This is a genomic window from Mesorhizobium sp. M0185 (assembly GCF_040322175.1).
Lineage (GTDB): Bacteria > Pseudomonadota > Alphaproteobacteria > Rhizobiales > Rhizobiaceae > Mesorhizobium.
Map to the genome: position 1 here is coordinate 1 of NZ_JAMYSY010000083.1, position 16,663 is coordinate 16,663.

General features: G+C 61.9%; 28 protein-coding genes and 1 pseudogene. 9 read left to right on the top strand and 20 right to left on the bottom strand.

From position 1 onward, the window contains the following. Positions 1-98: 98 nt before the first annotated feature. From NKJ20_RS32480 to NKJ20_RS32520, 9 genes and pseudogenes are all read right to left on the bottom strand, one after another. Positions 99-665, bottom strand: a pseudogene (locus NKJ20_RS32480) (aconitase X); the annotation flags it as partial. Positions 666-745: 80 nt separating this feature from the next. Then, positions 746-1,813, bottom strand: coding sequence for an ABC transporter ATP-binding protein (locus NKJ20_RS32485; protein ID WP_352452725.1), 1,068 nt, complete (start codon positions 1,811-1,813; stop codon positions 746-748). After that, positions 1,813-2,601 carry an ABC transporter permease gene (locus NKJ20_RS32490; RefSeq protein ID WP_352749652.1) on the bottom strand — a complete coding sequence of 263 codons (789 nt, stop codon included), beginning with the start codon at positions 2,599-2,601 and terminating at the stop codon, positions 1,813-1,815. Before NKJ20_RS32490 ends, NKJ20_RS32485 begins: the two co-directional genes overlap by 1 nt. Further along, entirely contained in the window at positions 2,601-3,470 is an 870-nt protein-coding gene (locus NKJ20_RS32495; protein ID WP_352452723.1) for an ABC transporter permease, read from the bottom strand. Before NKJ20_RS32495 ends, NKJ20_RS32490 begins: the two co-directional genes overlap by 1 nt. A gap of 68 nt (positions 3,471-3,538) precedes the next feature. Then, positions 3,539-4,600, bottom strand: a complete 1,062-nt coding sequence (locus tag NKJ20_RS32500) for an ABC transporter substrate-binding protein (protein WP_352749655.1) — start codon at positions 4,598-4,600, stop codon at positions 3,539-3,541. Positions 4,601-4,653: 53 nt separating this feature from the next. Further along, complete coding sequence (locus NKJ20_RS32505; protein WP_352749658.1) at positions 4,654-5,628, bottom strand: PfkB family carbohydrate kinase; 975 nt, start codon at positions 5,626-5,628, stop codon at positions 4,654-4,656. Next, positions 5,625-6,665 (bottom strand): ADP-ribosylglycohydrolase family protein, encoded by a 1,041-nt coding sequence (locus NKJ20_RS32510; protein ID WP_352749661.1) that lies wholly within the window; start codon positions 6,663-6,665, stop codon positions 5,625-5,627. The genes NKJ20_RS32505 and NKJ20_RS32510 overlap by 4 nt, the downstream gene beginning before the upstream one ends. A gap of 3 nt (positions 6,666-6,668) precedes the next feature. After that, complete coding sequence (locus tag NKJ20_RS32515) at positions 6,669-7,394, bottom strand: GntR family transcriptional regulator (RefSeq protein WP_352452745.1); 726 nt, start codon at positions 7,392-7,394, stop codon at positions 6,669-6,671. Between the two features lie 167 nt (positions 7,395-7,561). Next, complete coding sequence (locus NKJ20_RS32520; protein WP_352749664.1) at positions 7,562-7,816, bottom strand: hypothetical protein; 255 nt, start codon at positions 7,814-7,816, stop codon at positions 7,562-7,564. A gap of 275 nt (positions 7,817-8,091) precedes the next feature. Between NKJ20_RS32520 and NKJ20_RS32525 the strand changes: the two genes are divergently transcribed. The 3 genes from NKJ20_RS32525 to NKJ20_RS32535 all read left to right on the top strand — a co-directional run bounded on the left by NKJ20_RS32525 (position 8,092) and on the right by NKJ20_RS32535 (position 10,073). Continuing rightward, the gene (locus NKJ20_RS32525) at positions 8,092-8,424 is read left to right on the top strand and encodes a hypothetical protein (RefSeq protein WP_352452718.1); all 333 of its coding nucleotides are present in this window, start codon (positions 8,092-8,094) and stop codon (positions 8,422-8,424) included. Between the two features lie 93 nt (positions 8,425-8,517). Next, positions 8,518-9,345 carry a hypothetical protein gene (locus NKJ20_RS32530; protein WP_352749667.1) on the top strand — a complete coding sequence of 276 codons (828 nt, stop codon included), beginning with the start codon at positions 8,518-8,520 and terminating at the stop codon, positions 9,343-9,345. A 428-nt stretch (positions 9,346-9,773) separates the two neighbouring features. Next, positions 9,774-10,073 (top strand): hypothetical protein, encoded by a 300-nt coding sequence (locus NKJ20_RS32535; protein ID WP_352452717.1) that lies wholly within the window; start codon positions 9,774-9,776, stop codon positions 10,071-10,073. A gap of 116 nt (positions 10,074-10,189) precedes the next feature. Here the strand turns inward: NKJ20_RS32535 and NKJ20_RS32540 are convergent, their stop codons facing one another. The 4 genes from NKJ20_RS32540 to NKJ20_RS32555 all read right to left on the bottom strand — a co-directional run bounded on the left by NKJ20_RS32540 (position 10,190) and on the right by NKJ20_RS32555 (position 11,781). Then, positions 10,190-10,417 (bottom strand): DUF2934 domain-containing protein, encoded by a 228-nt coding sequence (locus NKJ20_RS32540; protein WP_352452716.1) that lies wholly within the window; start codon positions 10,415-10,417, stop codon positions 10,190-10,192. Positions 10,418-10,503: 86 nt separating this feature from the next. Then, the gene (locus NKJ20_RS32545) at positions 10,504-10,716 is read right to left on the bottom strand and encodes a hypothetical protein (RefSeq protein ID WP_352452715.1); all 213 of its coding nucleotides are present in this window, start codon (positions 10,714-10,716) and stop codon (positions 10,504-10,506) included. A 124-nt stretch (positions 10,717-10,840) separates the two neighbouring features. Then, positions 10,841-11,146, bottom strand: coding sequence for a DUF1236 domain-containing protein (locus tag NKJ20_RS32550; protein ID WP_023675766.1), 306 nt, complete (start codon positions 11,144-11,146; stop codon positions 10,841-10,843). A gap of 338 nt (positions 11,147-11,484) precedes the next feature. After that, entirely contained in the window at positions 11,485-11,781 is a 297-nt protein-coding gene (locus NKJ20_RS32555) for a hypothetical protein (protein WP_352571258.1), read from the bottom strand. A gap of 168 nt (positions 11,782-11,949) precedes the next feature. Between NKJ20_RS32555 and NKJ20_RS32560 the strand changes: the two genes are divergently transcribed. Next, entirely contained in the window at positions 11,950-12,225 is a 276-nt protein-coding gene (locus tag NKJ20_RS32560; RefSeq protein ID WP_352452712.1) for a hypothetical protein, read from the top strand. A gap of 51 nt (positions 12,226-12,276) precedes the next feature. Here the strand turns inward: NKJ20_RS32560 and NKJ20_RS32565 are convergent, their stop codons facing one another. From NKJ20_RS32565 to NKJ20_RS32590, 6 genes are all read right to left on the bottom strand, one after another. Then, the gene (locus NKJ20_RS32565) at positions 12,277-12,576 is read right to left on the bottom strand and encodes a hypothetical protein (protein WP_352749671.1); all 300 of its coding nucleotides are present in this window, start codon (positions 12,574-12,576) and stop codon (positions 12,277-12,279) included. A 170-nt stretch (positions 12,577-12,746) separates the two neighbouring features. Beyond that, a complete protein-coding gene (locus NKJ20_RS32570) occupies positions 12,747-13,070 on the bottom strand; it encodes a hypothetical protein (protein WP_036245970.1) in 324 nt (107 codons plus the stop codon). Then, complete coding sequence (locus NKJ20_RS32575; protein WP_352452710.1) at positions 13,070-13,273, bottom strand: hypothetical protein; 204 nt, start codon at positions 13,271-13,273, stop codon at positions 13,070-13,072. The genes NKJ20_RS32570 and NKJ20_RS32575 overlap by 1 nt, the downstream gene beginning before the upstream one ends. Further along, on the bottom strand, positions 13,258-13,527 hold the full coding sequence (locus NKJ20_RS32580; RefSeq protein WP_352452709.1) for a hypothetical protein: 270 nt from the start codon (positions 13,525-13,527) through the stop codon (positions 13,258-13,260). Before NKJ20_RS32580 ends, NKJ20_RS32575 begins: the two co-directional genes overlap by 16 nt. Continuing rightward, the gene (locus NKJ20_RS32585) at positions 13,527-13,739 is read right to left on the bottom strand and encodes a hypothetical protein (RefSeq protein ID WP_352749675.1); all 213 of its coding nucleotides are present in this window, start codon (positions 13,737-13,739) and stop codon (positions 13,527-13,529) included. Before NKJ20_RS32585 ends, NKJ20_RS32580 begins: the two co-directional genes overlap by 1 nt. 1 nt (position 13,740) lies before the next feature. After that, the gene (locus NKJ20_RS32590; RefSeq protein WP_352452707.1) at positions 13,741-14,538 is read right to left on the bottom strand and encodes an N-acetylmuramidase family protein; all 798 of its coding nucleotides are present in this window, start codon (positions 14,536-14,538) and stop codon (positions 13,741-13,743) included. Between the two features lie 152 nt (positions 14,539-14,690). Here NKJ20_RS32590 and NKJ20_RS32595 point away from each other — a divergent pair, with 152 nt between their 5' ends. The 5 genes from NKJ20_RS32595 (at position 14,691) to NKJ20_RS32615 (ending at position 16,329) form a co-directional block, all read left to right on the top strand. Beyond that, the gene (locus NKJ20_RS32595; protein WP_352749678.1) at positions 14,691-14,876 is read left to right on the top strand and encodes a hypothetical protein; all 186 of its coding nucleotides are present in this window, start codon (positions 14,691-14,693) and stop codon (positions 14,874-14,876) included. A gap of 140 nt (positions 14,877-15,016) precedes the next feature. Continuing rightward, positions 15,017-15,199: a hypothetical protein gene (locus tag NKJ20_RS32600; protein WP_352749681.1), complete on the top strand. Its 183-nt coding sequence runs from the start codon at positions 15,017-15,019 to the stop codon at positions 15,197-15,199. A gap of 176 nt (positions 15,200-15,375) precedes the next feature. Beyond that, the gene (locus NKJ20_RS32605) at positions 15,376-15,543 is read left to right on the top strand and encodes a hypothetical protein (RefSeq protein WP_023675755.1); all 168 of its coding nucleotides are present in this window, start codon (positions 15,376-15,378) and stop codon (positions 15,541-15,543) included. A 154-nt stretch (positions 15,544-15,697) separates the two neighbouring features. Then, on the top strand, positions 15,698-15,871 hold the full coding sequence (locus tag NKJ20_RS32610; protein WP_352452704.1) for a hypothetical protein: 174 nt from the start codon (positions 15,698-15,700) through the stop codon (positions 15,869-15,871). A gap of 236 nt (positions 15,872-16,107) precedes the next feature. After that, entirely contained in the window at positions 16,108-16,329 is a 222-nt protein-coding gene (locus NKJ20_RS32615) for a hypothetical protein (protein ID WP_352749682.1), read from the top strand. Between the two features lie 64 nt (positions 16,330-16,393). Here the strand turns inward: NKJ20_RS32615 and NKJ20_RS32620 are convergent. After that, positions 16,394-16,663: hypothetical protein (locus NKJ20_RS32620; protein ID WP_352749684.1), on the bottom strand; the 270-nt coding region annotated here is incomplete at its 5' end.

Genomic DNA, 16,663 nt, shown 5'->3' on the forward strand with positions numbered 1-16,663 from the left:
GCGCACTCGTCACCTCCGAATCCCTTCGGAGCCAGTGAATCATTGCTGCGGTCCGGTGGCGAGGGCCTTTTTCAACAGCCTGCTAAGGCAGCGTCGGTCAGCTCGAACAGGACCTGGCCTCGTCGATTTTCACTCAGGTGCAGCCCCCATGCCGGCGCGCGCCCGGTCATTGCGCAGCACAAATCGACGAAATCGCCATAGCGGTTGGTCCGCGCGCCGATCACCGAATTGGCAAAGACGATGGCGTTGGATTCACCCCAGGCGATCTGCTCGCCAAACCCTGGCCGGAACCGCGTCTGATAGGGCGCGCAGGTGAAGGTCGCCTGGCAGCCGAGTTCCAGATGCGCCTTCATCAGACGGCGCGCCGGCACTTCTTCCGCGGCCGTCATCTTCACCAGCCCGGGATGGATCAGATCGAACGAGCCGACATTCAGCGTCGTCGGCACCCGAACGCGGCCGCCGCCCTCGATCAGCCTTTCGACGAAATCGAGGCTGGCCTGGCCGTGATAGAGGCAGCCGTCGATATGGGCACCGGCAATGTCCAGCAACTTGCGCGCCCCGACCGCCTTCGAAAAGGCAATCAGGATCTTCATGGCGGCAGCGGCTGCCGAGCCTTGCTCGCCATGCAGCATCGACTGGTCGCCGGCATTCAATTCAAGGGGCATCGAGTATTCCGCTTCGGAGTTTGCCCAACCATGCTTTCCCCGACTGCGGGGCGTCTGGCAAGACTGAAGGATTGAATCTGCTAGCTCGCGGCGATCAGCACCGTACTCTCCAGCGACCAGCGCAGCACCACCTCTTGTCCTTCCGCCAGCTTTTCGATGCCGGTGTTCTGCACGATGACCTTGATTGTCTGGCCATCGCGATCGACAAAATACGTGCTGTTGTTGCCGGCGAAGATACGCTTGGAGACCCGACCCGTGAGCATGTTGGCATGGGCTCGGTCCGGAACGCCGGCATTGGTGGCGATGCGGATTCGTTCGGGCCGCACGGCGCAGCTCGCCTTCATGCCGGCGACAAGCGTAGCCCCCGCGCCTGCGGCAATCCCCGTTCCGTCAGGCAGTCGGATGCCGTTGCCCGTGCTGTCGCCGCGAAGGATGTTGGCGTCGCCCAGGAAAGTGGCGGCAAACTCGCTCTTCGGCCGATCGTAGATCTCCTCGGGCGAGCCTTCCTGCACCAGCTTGCCATCGCGCAGAATGCCGATGCGGTCGCTCATCGTCAGCGCTTCTTCCTGGTCGTGGGTGACGAAGATGGTGGTGATGCCGATCTCGCGCTGGATGCGCTTGAGCTCGATCTGCATGTCGACGCGCAGCGCCTTGTCCAGCGCGCCGAGTGGCTCGTCAAGCAATAGCACGCGCGGCCGGATGACGATCGCGCGAGCGAGCGCAACCCGTTGGCGCTGGCCGCCGGACAGCTGATGCGGCCGGCGGCCGCCGAGCCTGCCGAGTTGCACGAGGTCGAGTGCGCGCTGTACCTCGCTGGCAATTACCGCCTTGGGCTCGCCGCGCACCGACAGGCCAAAGGCGACATTGCCAGCAACGCTCATGTTGGGAAACAGGGCGTAGTTCTGGAACACCATGCCGATGCGCCGTTTTTCGACTGGCACCCGTTCGACGCTCTCACCACCTATGGTGATGCGGCCGGAATCGGGGAAGTCGAAGCCCGCGATTTGTCGCAGCAGCGTGGTCTTGCCGCTGCCTGACGGCCCGAGCAGGGCATAGAAGCCGCCATCGGCGAAATCGATAGACACATCGTCCAGCGCCTTGTGGGCACCGAAAGCGCGCGACACGTTCGCTACTTGGACGCCAGCCATTACTTCTCTCCGCCGAATTTGAAGGAGCGCGCCGTCAGCAGCATCAGTGCCATCGACACGACAATGATGATTGTCGAGACTGCATTGATCTCTGGTGTGAATCCCTTGCGGATCGCGGCGTAGATTTCGACCGGCAGCGTCGTCTGACCGGGCGTCGACAGGAAGTAGGATACGACGAACTGGTCGAAGGACACGGCGAAGGCGAACAGCCCTCCGGCGATGACGCCCGGCATGATCCAGGGCAGCGTGACGCGGTTCGTCACCTGCCATTGATTGGCGCCGAGCGAGCGCGCCGCCTCTTCCAACTCGGGCGCGAAGGTCTGCAGTCGCGCCGACACCACGACGATGACATAGGGCAGTGCAAGCGCGACGTGGCCGAGCAGGATGGCGAACAGGCCGCGCCCGATGCCGACGCCGAAGAAGAAGATCAGCATCGCCGTGCCGGTAATCAGCCACGGAATGGCGATTGGCGGAAACAGCAGCGCCTGCAGGAATTTCTTGCCGCGAAACTCATAACGGTAGAGCGCCAGTGACGCCGCCGAGCCAAGCACCACGCAAATGATGGTGGTGATGACAGCGATCTCGAGGCTGTTCCAGGTTGCTGAGATGAGCTGGTCGTTCTGCCACAGCGAAGCATACCATTCCGTCGTCCATTCGAACGGCAGCTGGTAGAAGGGCGAAACGTTGAAAGACATTAGAGCCATGATGATGATGGGCACATAGAGGAAGGCAAGCAATAGCCAGATGTAGAGGCGGCCGAGCCATTCGAGGACCCGTGTCGTCGCCATCACGTAGCCCTCCTCAGCACCGGCGAGGCAACCGCCAGGATGACCAGCACGACGGCCAGCAGGATGAAGGAGAGCGCAGCACCCAGCGGCCAGTTGAACACGGCGACGAACTGGTCCTCGATGACAGTGCCATAAAAGGTGCCGATACGGCCGCCAAGGATGCGCGGCTCCATGAACGAGCCAACGACCGGGACGAAGATGAGGGCTGCGCCCGCCACTAGCCCCGGCATCGACAGCGGAATGATGACCCGCTTCAGCACCTGCAGCCGCGAGGCGCCGAGCGAGCGCCCGGCCTCGATCAGCGAGTCATCGATGGCCTGCAGGGTCAAGTAGCAGGTCAGCACCATGTAAGGCACGTAGGAGTGCACCAGCCCGATGATGACAGCCGGATAAGAATACATCAGGTCGATGTTGATCTTGAACGGCAGCACGGCGTTGAGCGCGGTGTCGAGAATGCCTCCTTCACGCAGCACCATCGCCCAGGAGAAGATGCGCACCAGCCCGTTCGACCAGAACGGCAGGATGACGAGCAGGAAAATCGCCTCTCGGCTGCGGCCTTTCAGCACCTTGGCCAGCACATAAGCGGCGGGATAACCGATGACGATGCACCACAGCGTCACCTCGAGGCCGAGGCGCAGCGAGGCCAAAAGCAATGTCAGATAAAGGCTTTGTGAAAAGAAGGCGGCATAGTTTTCAAGCGTGAATGCCCACGGCTTTCCCGACAGCGGCAGGTCGGTCATGAAGGAGAAGAAGACCATGGCTGAGAGCGGCAGGAAGATCGCAACCGTCAGCCAGAGATAGGCAGGCGCCAGCAGCGGCAAGGCCGATCTCAATCCGCTGCGCGACGCGGCCGCAACCTGTGCTGCCATGACATCCTCCTCCCAGGATGGGGAAGCATCAGCCGACATGTTTGGTCGGCTGATCCCGGCTTCTGCTGTTACTTCACGTCGACCTTGAGCTGCTGCCAGAGCGACAGATAGGTTTCGCGCTGGGCGTCTGTGATCGGCGCCTGGAACTGAATGCGCTTGGCGACTGCCGGGTCACCCATCACCTTGCGGTTGAACGCATCCCCGGGAAGTGCTTCTACAGCCTTGGTGTTGGCGGATACCGGGGCTCCGACCTTGGTGACCCATTCGACATAGAACTTCGGGTCGATCATGTAGTTGATGAAGGCTTGCGCCCCGGCGACGTTCTTGGAACCAACCGGAATGGAAAAGGCGTCAAGCCAGGCGACGGCACCCTCCTGGGGAATGACCAGCGAGACCGGCAGCTTGAAATGCGTCTTGGCGCGGTCGGCCGAGCCGCTCCAATAGGTGCCGATGTCGATCTGGTTGGAGGCAACCATCTGGTTCCAGTCGTTCTCCGAGCTCCAGAACGTCTTGATCTGCGGCATCAGCGAGGTCAGCTTCGCCTTGACCGCCTCCATGTCCTTGACGTCGTTGATGTTCTGGCCGGTAGCGATGGCGCCGAACTGCACGGCCTCGACGGCATCGTCACGGATGGTAACGCGGCCCTTGTGGGCGGGATCCCACATTTCGGCGATGCTGGTCGGCGGCTTGTCGAATGACTTGTCGTTGATGGCGAGCGCCGTCAGCCCCCAAACCCACGGCACCCCATAGACCTTGCCGTCATGGACAAGCATCGATGATCCGGCCTTGTCCTTGCTGATGTCGGCATAGTTCGGCAGCTTGGACGTGTCGATCGGCTGAATGAGCTTTTCCGCCATCGCCTGATCGTTGAAGGCGGCATTGATCATGACGACATCGTAAAGGCCGGGATTGGTCCTGAGCTTGGTCAGCATTTCCTGTTCGGAATTGAAGAAGTCGTTGACGACCTTGTTGCCGGTTGCCTTTTCGAAGGCGGCTATGGCCCACGGCTCGTCGGCGCCATAGCCCTTCCAGTTGAGTACGTGCACCTCGTCGGCCCTGGCGGCCAGCGTAAGCGCCGAAGCGAAGACAGCGGTTGCCGTCAGAAAAGCAGTCAGTTTGGGCATGCGCATGTTCGTTCCTCTCATTATTGCCCGGTTGGCGGGCTTGTTATCCCATTAGGCTGTCACAAATGGGCCTCTTGCTTCCGGCCATGCACGGTCGTCGGTCGATCGTCATGGCTGAGGAATCGCTGGATCTCCTGGTCGTTCGGCGCCGACGACCCGCCATGGCGGGTGACCGAGAGCGCCGCCGCCGCATTGGCGTAACGCGCCGCTTCGAACGGCGACACGCCGTGCGACAGCGCGCTGACTAAGGCGCCGATATGAGTGTCGCCGGCGCCGTTAGTGTCTACCGCCGCGACCTTGAACCCGGGCACATCTTGGGCGGTGCCGTCGGCCAGCCGCACGAAGCAGCCTTTTGCGCCAGCGCGGACGACAACGCCTGCCGCGTTGGGGCAGTGGCTGGCCAGCAGCCGGGCAGCAATAGCCTCTACATCGCCGGTGCCGGCGATCTCAGCCGCTTCGGCGGCGTTGCAGCTCAGCCAGCTCGTGCGCGCCAGCACCCGGTCGAGAATGGTGCGCGGAATGTCTGAGATGATCGGCGTCGGATCGACGACTAAAGGAATTTCCGCCGGCAGCACCTCGATCCAGTCGACAAGCGCCTCTCGGCTTCCCGGATAGCTAAGCGTATAGCCGGAGGTGAACACCCAGTCGCCCGGTGCGACCGAGATGAGCGCCATCATGTCAAGGCTGAGCACACTCTCCGCACCAGGCCATGAGACGAAGGTGCGCTCGGCATCGCTCGAGATCATGGCGACGCAATTGCCACTGTCCATAACCGCCGATGGCGGCGTGAGTGTCTCGATTCCCTCAGTTGCTAAGGCCGCGCGCAGGAAGTCGCCATTGGGTCCGCTGCCGAGCTGGCCGCCGAACACCACCTTCATGCCGGTGCGGCTGGCCGCGACCATCATGTTGAAGCCGCCGCCAGCGACTTGTGCATAGCTTGACGCGGTCTTCTCCGTGCCCGGTGCCGGCAAGGCATCGATGCGGTAGACATAGTCGACCACCGCGCTGCCGATATGGACGAGACGCCCGCTCATGCTGCCGCATCCTTGCCGGACCTGCTCTTCGCCGCCCGCAGGGCGACCAAGTCGGCGGCGAGCGCGCGCACCCGCCCAATGTCTAGGCCTTTGATCCGGGCGATGTGTTTCTGTGGCAATCGGGAAAAGCCGGTGCAGGCACCGGCCATGCCGGCCGCGATGGCGCCGATCGTGTCGGTGTCGCCACCGAGATTGGCGCTGATGACTGCCGCTTGCCAGGGATCGCCGCCGGCGACTTCCAGCACCGCGAATGCAGCCGGAACGGACTCCTGACTGGCGACGCCGGTGCCGACCAGATCGGTGATCAGCCGGATCGCGTCACTCGTCTCCTTGCCGCGTACGAGCTTCTGCGCCCACCCAATGCGCGCGGCGATGTCACCGCCGGTCACCCAATACCCGAGCGTTGCCCCGTGCCTCGCCCCGGCGATGGCTCTGTCGGAAGCGGCGCGCCAGTCACCGCCAGCGATGCCGCGACTGATGGCGGCAGCGACCGCTGCGGCCGAAGCGATTGCGATTGACGTGTTGTGCGTCGCCCTGCAAGTTTCGGCCACTTTGCCGACCAATGCGTCAAGCGGCTCTGGCGGCATCATGATGCCGACCGGCGCGATGCGCATGGCTGCACCATTTGTGTCGCCGCTGCGTCCCGCTTCCTCGGCTGGCATACCGTTATTGATCGCGTCGATGGCGCGTTTGGTTGATGGTCCCAGCAGATCGTAGCTGCCGCGCGCCTTGACATCGCGTTCCCAGTCGAGCAGCGCGCTGACCCACCTCGCATGGTCGAACCGGTTACCGGATTCGACCAGGATACGGCCAAGCAGAAGCGCCTGTTCTGTGTCGTCGGTGATCGTCCCGGCCGGGAGTCCCTTCGACACCGGATGGTCGGGGAAAGGAGCAATGAAGTCCTCGACATGACCGTAGAGTTCGGCAATCCGCGCCGGCGACAAAAGCTGCGTCGGCATTCCCAGCGCATCTCCCAGTGCCCCGCCCACAAGCGCTCCCATGGCCCGATCGGTTATGCTCCCGGTGTCGTCCGGCATCTCTCAGAACCTCATATGCAGCGCAAAATGCGCCGGGTTGAGCAGGCTGGTCACATATTCGATCGGCCGGTCATCGGCGGCGCGGGTTAACCGGCGACCACGCAGGAACGGCGTGCCTTGCGGGCAGCCGAGGATTGCGGCATCGTCGGCGTTGAGCATTTCAATGCCGACCCATTCCTCGCCATGGTCGGGAATGAGGCCGGCGCCGCGCAGCGTCTGGTGGAGTGAGCCTTCGCGCAGGCCGCGCAACGGCACGTCCTCCAGTTCGGGTGACAATGGCAGGCGGCTGCGCTCAATGGAGATAGCGTGGCCGTCGCTGGCATTGGTGCGCACCCGATCGACAGCGATGAAAAACGGGTTTTCTATACCAAGCAGTGCGGCAAGATCGGGGTCCTCGATCACCTCGAGCCGCAGCGTCCGCGTCTCGGCATTTGCGCCGGCGTTGGCGAGCGCCCGCGACCAACCGATTGAGTCATCAACGGGCTTGCCATCGAAGGTGACGAAAGAGCCGATGCCGACCTTGGTGGTGATCAGCCCGCGGCTGGACAGTTCCTCGAGGCCCTTGCGAACGGTGTTGCGGCTGACGGAGAAACGCTGGACGAGCTCGTTCTCGCTTTGCAACCGGTCGCCGAAGCCCAGAACACCGGAGCGGATTTCATGTTCGAGAACCGTGGCGATCTGTTCGGGCTTGCCCGTACCGGGAGACGATGGGACCACGCGGCGGACCATAGGCATACCTGTTCATTGCACCTGTATAGTCCTGTGCAATGTATCTGCAACGCCAGCTCTGTCAACCGACCGCGGAGGGCCACACAGATAGACCAAGCTGCTTGATGGTACCCAGAGGCCGTGAAGGCCATACGAGGTGGAGCGGGCAAACGGGGTCGCTGGAGATGTCACTGTTCGCTGCTGGAAGACCCCTCGACTGCCCCGTCACCATCTGCAGAATGCGGCAGGATGCCGAAGTCGCGCGACTTGATCCCATGCGCCGCCGTCAGGAAACCATCGGCTGTGAGGCCTCGCCTCAAAAGTTCCCGTACCGCGGCCGACCGGCTCGGCATGCGCTTGTCGAAGCGCCAGTTCTCCAACGCCGCCAGTTCATCGGCGGTCAGCATGATCTGCAATCGTTCCGGGCGTTCCAGTTCGGACATCTCGGCCTCCAGTCATACCAGCCTAAATGCAGCTGAGTTAGTATGTTCCTAATTTTCTGTATAGTTAGGTACGTGAGCAGAATGCGTCAAGGCCTTCAGATCAGCGAGTCATGCAGAAGTCCGATGAAGCGGAACAAGCATCAAATGGGCAATCAACAAAATACGCTAACTATTTGACATAAAACGAGTTTTAAGGAATTTCGCTTGCCAATCGCGAATCCTGGGCGCATCGTGGAACACGAGGGACAAACCGCTCCTGAAGGGAAGGTTTTTCCATGCGCTACGGATTTTCAGTTCGCCTGCACGAAGACGTCAGTTCCCGAGTTCGGGCTACATTGCGGTCCGGGATTGCCATCAATCTGACTGCTGTCGCCGAAGCCGCGCGACTGCAGAACCTCGCCGAGAATGTTGCGCGCGAAGACATCGAATGGCTCGTCATGCAAGCAGCCCAGCTCTACGGGGCGGCTATCGAGTTCGACGGCTTCGCGGAAACCGATCTGGCGGAGTTTGCGTGCCCTCAGCTGATGCAAAGCAGCCCCGCCGTGGGCTGGGACGCCTTGGAAGACGGAGCGTCCGCTTCGCCGGATCCTGGCCGTCAAACACACTGAGGCGCGTGCTCGTGTGAGCCCCCGCCATGCTGCCGCCACGTGCTCGGCAAAAAAGCCCGCCGCAATGGCGGGCTTTGGACTGCTGGAGGTTTGGTGGACGAAGGCCTCTCGGCCCGGTCCGACATTTCTTCCGATGTATTCGCCTTAGCGGCGGGCGATCAGCAGGCACAATTGGCGCAGATCGCTGTCGTAAGTGCCTGCGCTGCTGAGCACGTCAACGCAGCGCTTCTTCATCCTGGCCAACTTGTCGCCCGACATGTCGGCAACGACCTGGGGCAAGCTGGGATTGTTGGGATTGCTGGGATTGGACGGGCTGCCCGGGTTGGACGGATTGCTTCCACCACCGATCCCGACACCTGCGCCGACATTGATGCCACTGCCGACCCTGACCCGGCACCTGCATTAACGCCGCTGCCGATACCTACCCCGGCGCCCGCCGCGATGCCACTGGGACCGCCGATCGTCGCGCCGGCACCGCCGTTGATGCCGCTTCTGCCCCCGACCGATGCGCCGGCGTCCGCGGCGATGCCACTGGGACCGCCGATCGTCGCGCCGGCACCGGCGTTGATGCCGCTTCTGCCCCCGACCGACGCGCCGACGCCCGCGGCGATGCCGCTGGAACCGCCAACCGTTGCGCCGGCACCGGCGTTAACGCCGCCGCGGCCGCCCACCGAGGCACCGAGGCCTGCCTTGATGCCGCCGCTGCCGCCAACCGTCGCGCCGGCACCGGTGTTGATGCCGCCGCGACCGCCAACCGTCGCGCCGAGGCCGGCTTTGATGCCGCCGATGGATGTTCCAACACCAACGGCAATTCCGTCCGCGGCATTCACGGGCATCGAGAGCATGAAAATAACTGCGCTGCCTGCCACCGCATCGGTGATTGTTTTGATTATTGTGATCATAACACTCTCCTTGCTGTAGTTGCGCTGAACAGCCCGCGACGCCGCCGCTTGCATACCTACTAATTTGCAAGAAGATAATCGGTTTCTTTGCCGGTCAACTCGCTGGCCCCATGGTATATTTTCAAATAACAGCCGCGTGAAATTTGTAGTGAAATTTTCCGAAAGTTTTACTTTGGGACGGCCTCTACCGATTGAAGCGATGCGAGACTCAGCTGATGGCGCCGCAACAGACGGACGTTGCGACGGTCGGCGGCCAAAAGAAGGCGAATTCCTAATCTGCAACCCACAACATCAAACCTACCTACGGCAATAGAACAATGGACCGAGAAGGTCCGCGCTGCGCGGGTTTGCTTCACCGTGCTGCGTCATTTTTGCCGGAACCTTCCATCACCCGGGTTGCTTTCTCTGTAGTCACCACATGATGATAACCGAACGATGGAGATTTGCATGCTTACGAAAATCGTGACAGCTTCCATACTTGCGGCCGGTCTGGCGACGGCGGCGATGGCCCAGAACGCCGGCTCGGACAACAATGCGCCTGGCAGCGAGAAGAGCATCGTCGTCCAGCCCAAGCCGAACGGTATTGACCCTGGCACGACCAGCAGCACGATGGGTACGACGGGTGCCACGAACTCCAATGCGGATGAAAACTGCCCTGCAACCCCGCAGGGAGCTCAACCCGATGCGTCCAACAAGCCTGCCGGGACGGTTTCACCGACTGTCAACGACAACAATTGCGGTAAGTAGTTAGCCGCGACAATCGGGTTTACAATCGTGGGTGGGCTTACGGCTGCGGGACCGGTTAGGACTGGTCCGTCCAACCGAACCGCGAGATCCAGCGATGGAATCAAATCCGCTCGAGTTCACGCTTTGCGTGGTCGCGCCTTGGATTTGGTTTCCTCCTTGGCGGCGGCCGGCTTAGGCTGGCGTGCTTTCGGCTTCGGTCGGCTGGCGGTCCCCGGCGCGGCGGTTTCCGCGTCGATTTCGGCGGTAGCCTGATCCCAATGCTGCTGATGTGCCCCATCGGGCCTGCCTGCCTGTTCCCAGATCGCGTGTGCCCGCTGGCGAATCCGTTCCTGCCTGTCCGTCACTGATACCTCCGTCGGCTCGGTTCATGCGTAAGCAACCTTGTTCTAGCTGAAATTTCGACCCGCGTCATGAGCGGCAGGCAACACCGTTATTGAACCTCTCTGTCACACAGGACAGCAACGCCGAGGAGCGCCGCCTTCTTGATGATCAGCCCTTCAAGGTCCGCGTCCGAGCGCTCGGTTCCGGTGCGTTCGCGCAACAGTGCTATCGCCGCCTTCATCGACAGCAGGCCATCGCCTCGTTCAGCAAGCAGTTTGTCGACGGCGGCGGCCACGTTGACCGGCTCGACATGCGGCAGCATGGGAATGGCTCCTTTCCTTGTTTCGAGACGATAAGGGCTCCATCCCGATCGCTCGGGATGGAGCTCTGATTTGGTTATTAGACCGTGACCTTTCCAAACCCGGTTCGCGGTTTGGCAACGCCGATCACTCGATGACCTGCACGATCTTGCGGGTGCCTGGGTCGACGAGCACGGTGCGATTGCCGACGACGACGTATCTGTACCGCACGTCTGGAACATCGATCGGTTGCAGCTCGACCGTATCGGGCAACGTGGAACCGATATTGAGCTCCACCCCCAGAAGACTGATCGACGCAAGCGGGTGCTTGTGGACGTATTCGCGGATGACCGTCTGCTGTTCGGGCGTGACAATCACCTGGTCCGCGGTGGCCACGCCGACGCCGGCAAGCAACGCCAATCCCGCCGCAGCAGGAACAAGGTGGATTTTCATCGTCTACTCCTGTTGTTACGGGCCTCGCCCTTACAATTGCGACGCGGCATTCCGAAGCGGCGAACCCTCTAGGCAAACGCCCACGCCACCTTGTTGTTCCGTAAGTGGCGGCTAATCGAACAGCGGTGAAGTGCCCGTGCGGTGCGGCGAATGGACTGCGAATGAACTGCGGTGGCCCGCGTCGCAAGACGCGGGCCGATCGGTTTCCCGATCAGCAGCGATACCGGAGGGGGGTGATATCTACTGCGTCTGAAATAACATTTAGGACAAGCTAATGTTCCTAAGCGAGTGCAACAAACCTGCCGGCGCAAGCGGCGCGAAGTTGCCGCTCGTCGCTGCTACTGCTTTGGCGGCTGTGGCGGCACCTCGCCGGGCTTGATCACCGGGGTCCTGCCCTCGTCCGGCGGTGGCGCCGCCATGCCCTGATCGCCCGTTGGCGGGGGCTTCAGGACCCCACCGCATGGCTCGAGCGTATCGGACAAATTGTTGCCGGCCGGCTTCTGCTGCTCGCTGTTCTGGTCCGGCAGCTCGACTTTGCAGCGGTCGGATTGCGCCTGTTCGCCCGGCTGCGCGGCCGCCGGCACCGCCAGCAGCAGCGCACCTAGCATATACGGCAAGAAAATGAGCGGTCTCATATCGAGCTCCTTTCGCGCCAGTATCTTCTGAATGTGAAGGCGGGCAGGCGCGATTGGTTCCGTCGTGCGGCAATGCGCCCGGACCGCAGCGGCACGGAACCGGCCGCCAGACTTATGAGTTCAACCACTGAGCCAATTCAGGGCCGCTGACATTATGGAGAACCGGCGATGGAACCGCGCAGGAAAGAACGAACCGACGACGAGACGGAGAGCCCGACGATCCAGCAGCAGGACTGGGATGCCATCCGGAGCGGGAGAATCCTCCCTAACGGCGTGCCGCAAAACGGCGATATTCGCTATGACGTCGAGAAAAGCGGCGAACTGCCGGAGGAGGACGACGATAACGCTTACCAGGAAAGCGACGAGGCCTTGCCGGACGACACCGATGAACGCGTCATTTCGCGCGATCTCGAACGGGAACGTGGTGCTTTCGACGAGGAATGAGCCACCGCCTTCCGCATTCTGCATCGGCGGCCGGATGAAAAACCCTTGCTTTCAGTCCGGGAGGTCGAAGACCGGATCCTGGCAGCGATAGACCGGACATTGACCGTCACGCGTCTTGATATAAGCGGCGCGCGGCACCTGCGGCCAGTCGCATTCATTGCCGAATTGGCGGACGTAACGGTCGTAGGTGTTCTGGCCGGTGGTCAGCACCACCGAGCGATGCCTCTGGATCAGAAGCTGTGCCTGTTCGCACGTCATCGCGCGGCTGTCCGGCCGGGCGTGGGCCGTCGCGGCAAACAGAAGCGCCCCGGCTGTCAGGACCGCCGCTTGTGTCAGGACCTTGGCAAGCATGACACCATCTCCCATGCCTAACCCGCATCTTGCTCGGGCAGCGCCGGATCGAGCCGCCGTCGCGCAGAGGCAGATCGTACAGAATGCGAGGGAAAATGCAAAAAGCCCGCCGCACCTTGCGGCGCGGCGGGCTCCAACCGAACGTCACTATTTCGTCGGGCTTGGGCGGCTTATTCCTCCTTCACCGGCCCGAACCGGCGCACGATAACCTCGAAGACGATGTCCGAAATCCACATCGCCGAGACGCCAATCAGAAAAGCCGCGGCCAGCGTCGTGGTGTCGTCGTCCGGAGAAGGGATGGGCAGGCCGGCGGCGCGGAAATAATGCACGACCGGCAGCGTCAGATAGGCCGCCGCCAGCGCGCCGCAGATCGGCGAGGCCACCATTTCGCGGACTTTGTAGCGATGGCGCGACAAGGCCCGCAAAATGCCGCCGGACAAGCCGGCGACCAACACCGGTGCCTTGATGCCCAGAACATCGAGCAATTCGTGCATCATGGCGTCCAACCGCACCATCTGGCGCCCTGCCCGTTGAAGGCGTTCATCTCGTCGAGCTCTGGCCGGGTCATGGCGGCGACCACGGCCGCCGATGGCCGGCGCGGCTGGTTGTGGTCGCACCAGACCTGGCGCGGATTGCCGGCCGGTGCGGTTGTCGTGCAGCCGGCGAGCACCACGCAGAGGATCAGCGCTTTGCCCATTTCGCAGCCTCCGCTCTTGCTGCCGCATCGGCCATGCCGGCGGCCTTGCGCTCTTCGGCGGCGGCCTCGCGCCTCATTTCCAGGCGGTCTTCGGCGGCCGCGACTTTTGCCTCGGCCTGTTTGACCGCCTCCTTCTTCGCCCGGTTGATGCCGCCCGCAACATAAAGGCCGATGCCGCCGGCCACAGCGGCGAATACCGTCATGACGACCTTGTTGCCGAGGATGGCGCTGAGAATGCTGAGAAGCGCTGCCATCACAGATCCTCCGCGCGGCGACGGCGAAGGAACTCGCTCAAAACGCCGTTGATGACGAGGAACCAGGGGAACCATTCCCCCGGGATGATCGGCGAAAGAACCTGCGGGTCGACATAGGTAACGATGGCCGCGATGACGCCGATGGCCGCCTGAAGCCGCGCCCAGAATATTGTCTCGCTGTCGCGGAAAAAGCTCTTGATCCGGGTCCACATGTCATTTCCTTCCAAACAGTTTGAGGATGGCTGATAGTTTGAGGATGGCGGCGATCGGCGCTGCCCAGAAGCCGGGCCTGGCGGCAGGCACAGGAGGCACAGAGGGCGTAGCGGTCGCTTGTGGAACGGCAATTGGCTTAGCGGGCTCTGGCGGGGCTGCAGGGACGACCGCGGATGACGCCGGACCGGCAGACGGCCAGGGCGTGTCCTTGATGCGCGACCATTTGCGATAGGCCTCGGCAAGCCTGGTATCGTAGGAGTTTTTGCGATAGCCGGCGCCGTTGTAGCCCTTGGCGAATCCCGACCAGTCATGATTGCGCAGATTGCCGTCGAGCCGGTTCTCGACGATGAAGTCGATTGCCGCGCCGAGCTGCAGCGCCTCGTCCGCCATCATTGCCTCGGCCATCGCCTGCACGGTAAGGAAGCCCGCGGCCTTGAAATTCTCGCCGAGGACCTGACCCAGCCCCCATGACGCGGATTTGAGCGCCGCGGTTTCGTCGATCGCACAAGCTGCCCTGAGCCGTGGGTAGCTATCCATGGGATAGGGCTTCTCGCCCCACTTCGGATAAGCGAGGCCGGCGGCTACCGCTTGTGCCCGCTTGGCACCCGACAGGTTGCGGTAAAAGACGTGCGGTTCAAATAGGATGACCGGCCGGCCAACGGCGTCGAAGCCGTGCCCGCTGGTTTCAACATCGAGGAACGCGTGCATCTCGTCCTCGCCGACGCCGATCCGGGCACCGAGTTTCGGCAAGTCTATATCATCGAGGCGCCTGGCGGCGCCCCTGAACGTCATGTCCATGGGCAGTCCTTTCCGCCCTCGCGGGCAAGGTTTTGAGGTTGAAAAAGCAGATGCGTGGCGGCAAAGCAGAATTGGGCGGCAGCCCGTGCCGATGTTGCAAGGAAGGTTGATGTTTTCGATCCGCCGTGTGAAATGGCCGCGGGATGGTGCACATGTCTGATGATGAACAAACCGCTGCGGCGCGCTGGACGGTGAAGTCCGAGCTCCGCGCCGTCGCTCGCGACAAGCCGCTGCTGCTGGTGCTGGCGGCGATCCTCTGCCTCTATTGTGCGTTTATCGTCGGACCGATCGTCTATGCGGTGCTGGCCATCAACGGCATTGCGGATTTCTTCAAATGAAGCCGGTTCCGGCGATCTCGCTCAGGTCCCGGTTCCTGCGTCTACCGCGCCTGAAATTGCTCGACCTGGATGAAATTGCTTAGCCGGGATGAAACTGTTCCCGTCTATCGTTCGTACCTGTAGCGGGTACGGGAGGACACGTGACGATAAGAATCAGGCTTCCGGGCGGCACCTTGAAGATCAAGAAAAGGAACGAGCTGCGGCGCCGCGAGCAGAACCGCGAGGTGCCGGTTTGGCAGCTCGGCAATTACTTCGTCATCTGGTGGCCGAGCGGCGTGTCCGATCGCCCGTCCTCGCCCAGAAAATCCTCGCCCAGGAAATAGCCCGCGCACCAGACGATGCCGGCTGGGCAATGACGCCTCGGTGATCAGGAACCGCCGTGCGCGCCAAAACTTCCGAGACCGCTCGACTAGTCCCAGAAATAGTCAGCGGGCAGGCATTGACTCTTCCGCAGCGGAAGGTCTCTGATGCTGCATTGCACAATGGGGTGGCGGAATCGATGGCGGTGCGTATCAGGATGCCTGGCGGCACACTGAAGGTGAAGGTGTACCGCGAATTGCGCGACCGCGAACGCGCCCGCCGCATACCCGTCGTCAAGATCGGCCGGATCTATTTCACCTGGTGGTCGAACCGCCAGCGCCTGATTGATGATCAGTCGCCAGGATAAAGCTCCTTCGGCCGGGCCTGCCCGCCCGGCACCGCGAAGCCTCCGCAGCTCGCAAAATAAGTTGATGATCCTGCTGTTGACTCTTCCGTAACGGAAGGTCTCTACTTACCGCATTGCACGAAAATTGCTGCGTTGCACAACGGGAGTTGGACCGATGGCAGTGCGTATCAGGTTGCCTGGCGGCACTCTGAAGATGAAGACCTATCGTGAGTTGCGGGCCAGGGAACGCGACCGCCGCGTGCCTGTAATGAAGATGGGCTCGCTGTATTTTGTCTGGTGGTCGAAAAGCCAGGACCCGCACCAGAAGCCGCAGGACAGCAGACGGTAGCGGCTCCGCCGCGGTGGGTCTGGGTCGGCGTCAGCGATAAACTCTTGCCGAAACCTCTCCCCCCAGGATTTCTGGTCGAGTTGCAGCGCCATGTTGGTGTGACCTCGCGCGGCTCCCGATTCTTCTGACGTCTTTCGGCGATTTTCACGGCGTCTATATTGGCGGACGCGGTCGTCTCGCAAGCTTGCAAACCGCCGCCGCTTGTCGCAATAGCTAGGCCGTAAAGAGACGCATGGATGATGGAGGCTGACCTGTCTATTGCGAACAGCCGATTTCGGTTGTCGGCTCAGTTAGCCGACGAGCCACCGATCCCACGTGCAATTATTGATTCGGACCTCGAAGACGCGGCGCCGGCATTCTTCGAAGGGGTATCTGAACACCAACATTGGAAGCATTTCTTCGAGCGATCGCAGCTTTTCGCTGAGAGGGTGCGAAAGTCGCGCTTCGGCCGCAACTGATATGCCATTCGTTCCACCATTCCTCTACCGCCTAGCCGGCATCAACTCCGGCCCCGCAACGAAGCTAAGTTTGCGGAGCGTCCGCAGTTTGCGGCGAGGCAAGCATGCGATTGGCGAAGAATGCATCATCAACAGCGTCTTTTCCTTCGATCGCGCCGATGCAAAGATCACCGTTGGAAAAAGATCCTATATCGGCAAGAGCCACCTCGTGGCGGCTGAGAAGATCGAAATCGGGGATGACGTGATCATTAGAGCGGCGGACTTTCATGTGAGTCCATACCCTGCGGCTGCGAAGTAATTTCTGCATTCTGTTGGAGAGAAGAGATTGCAGATA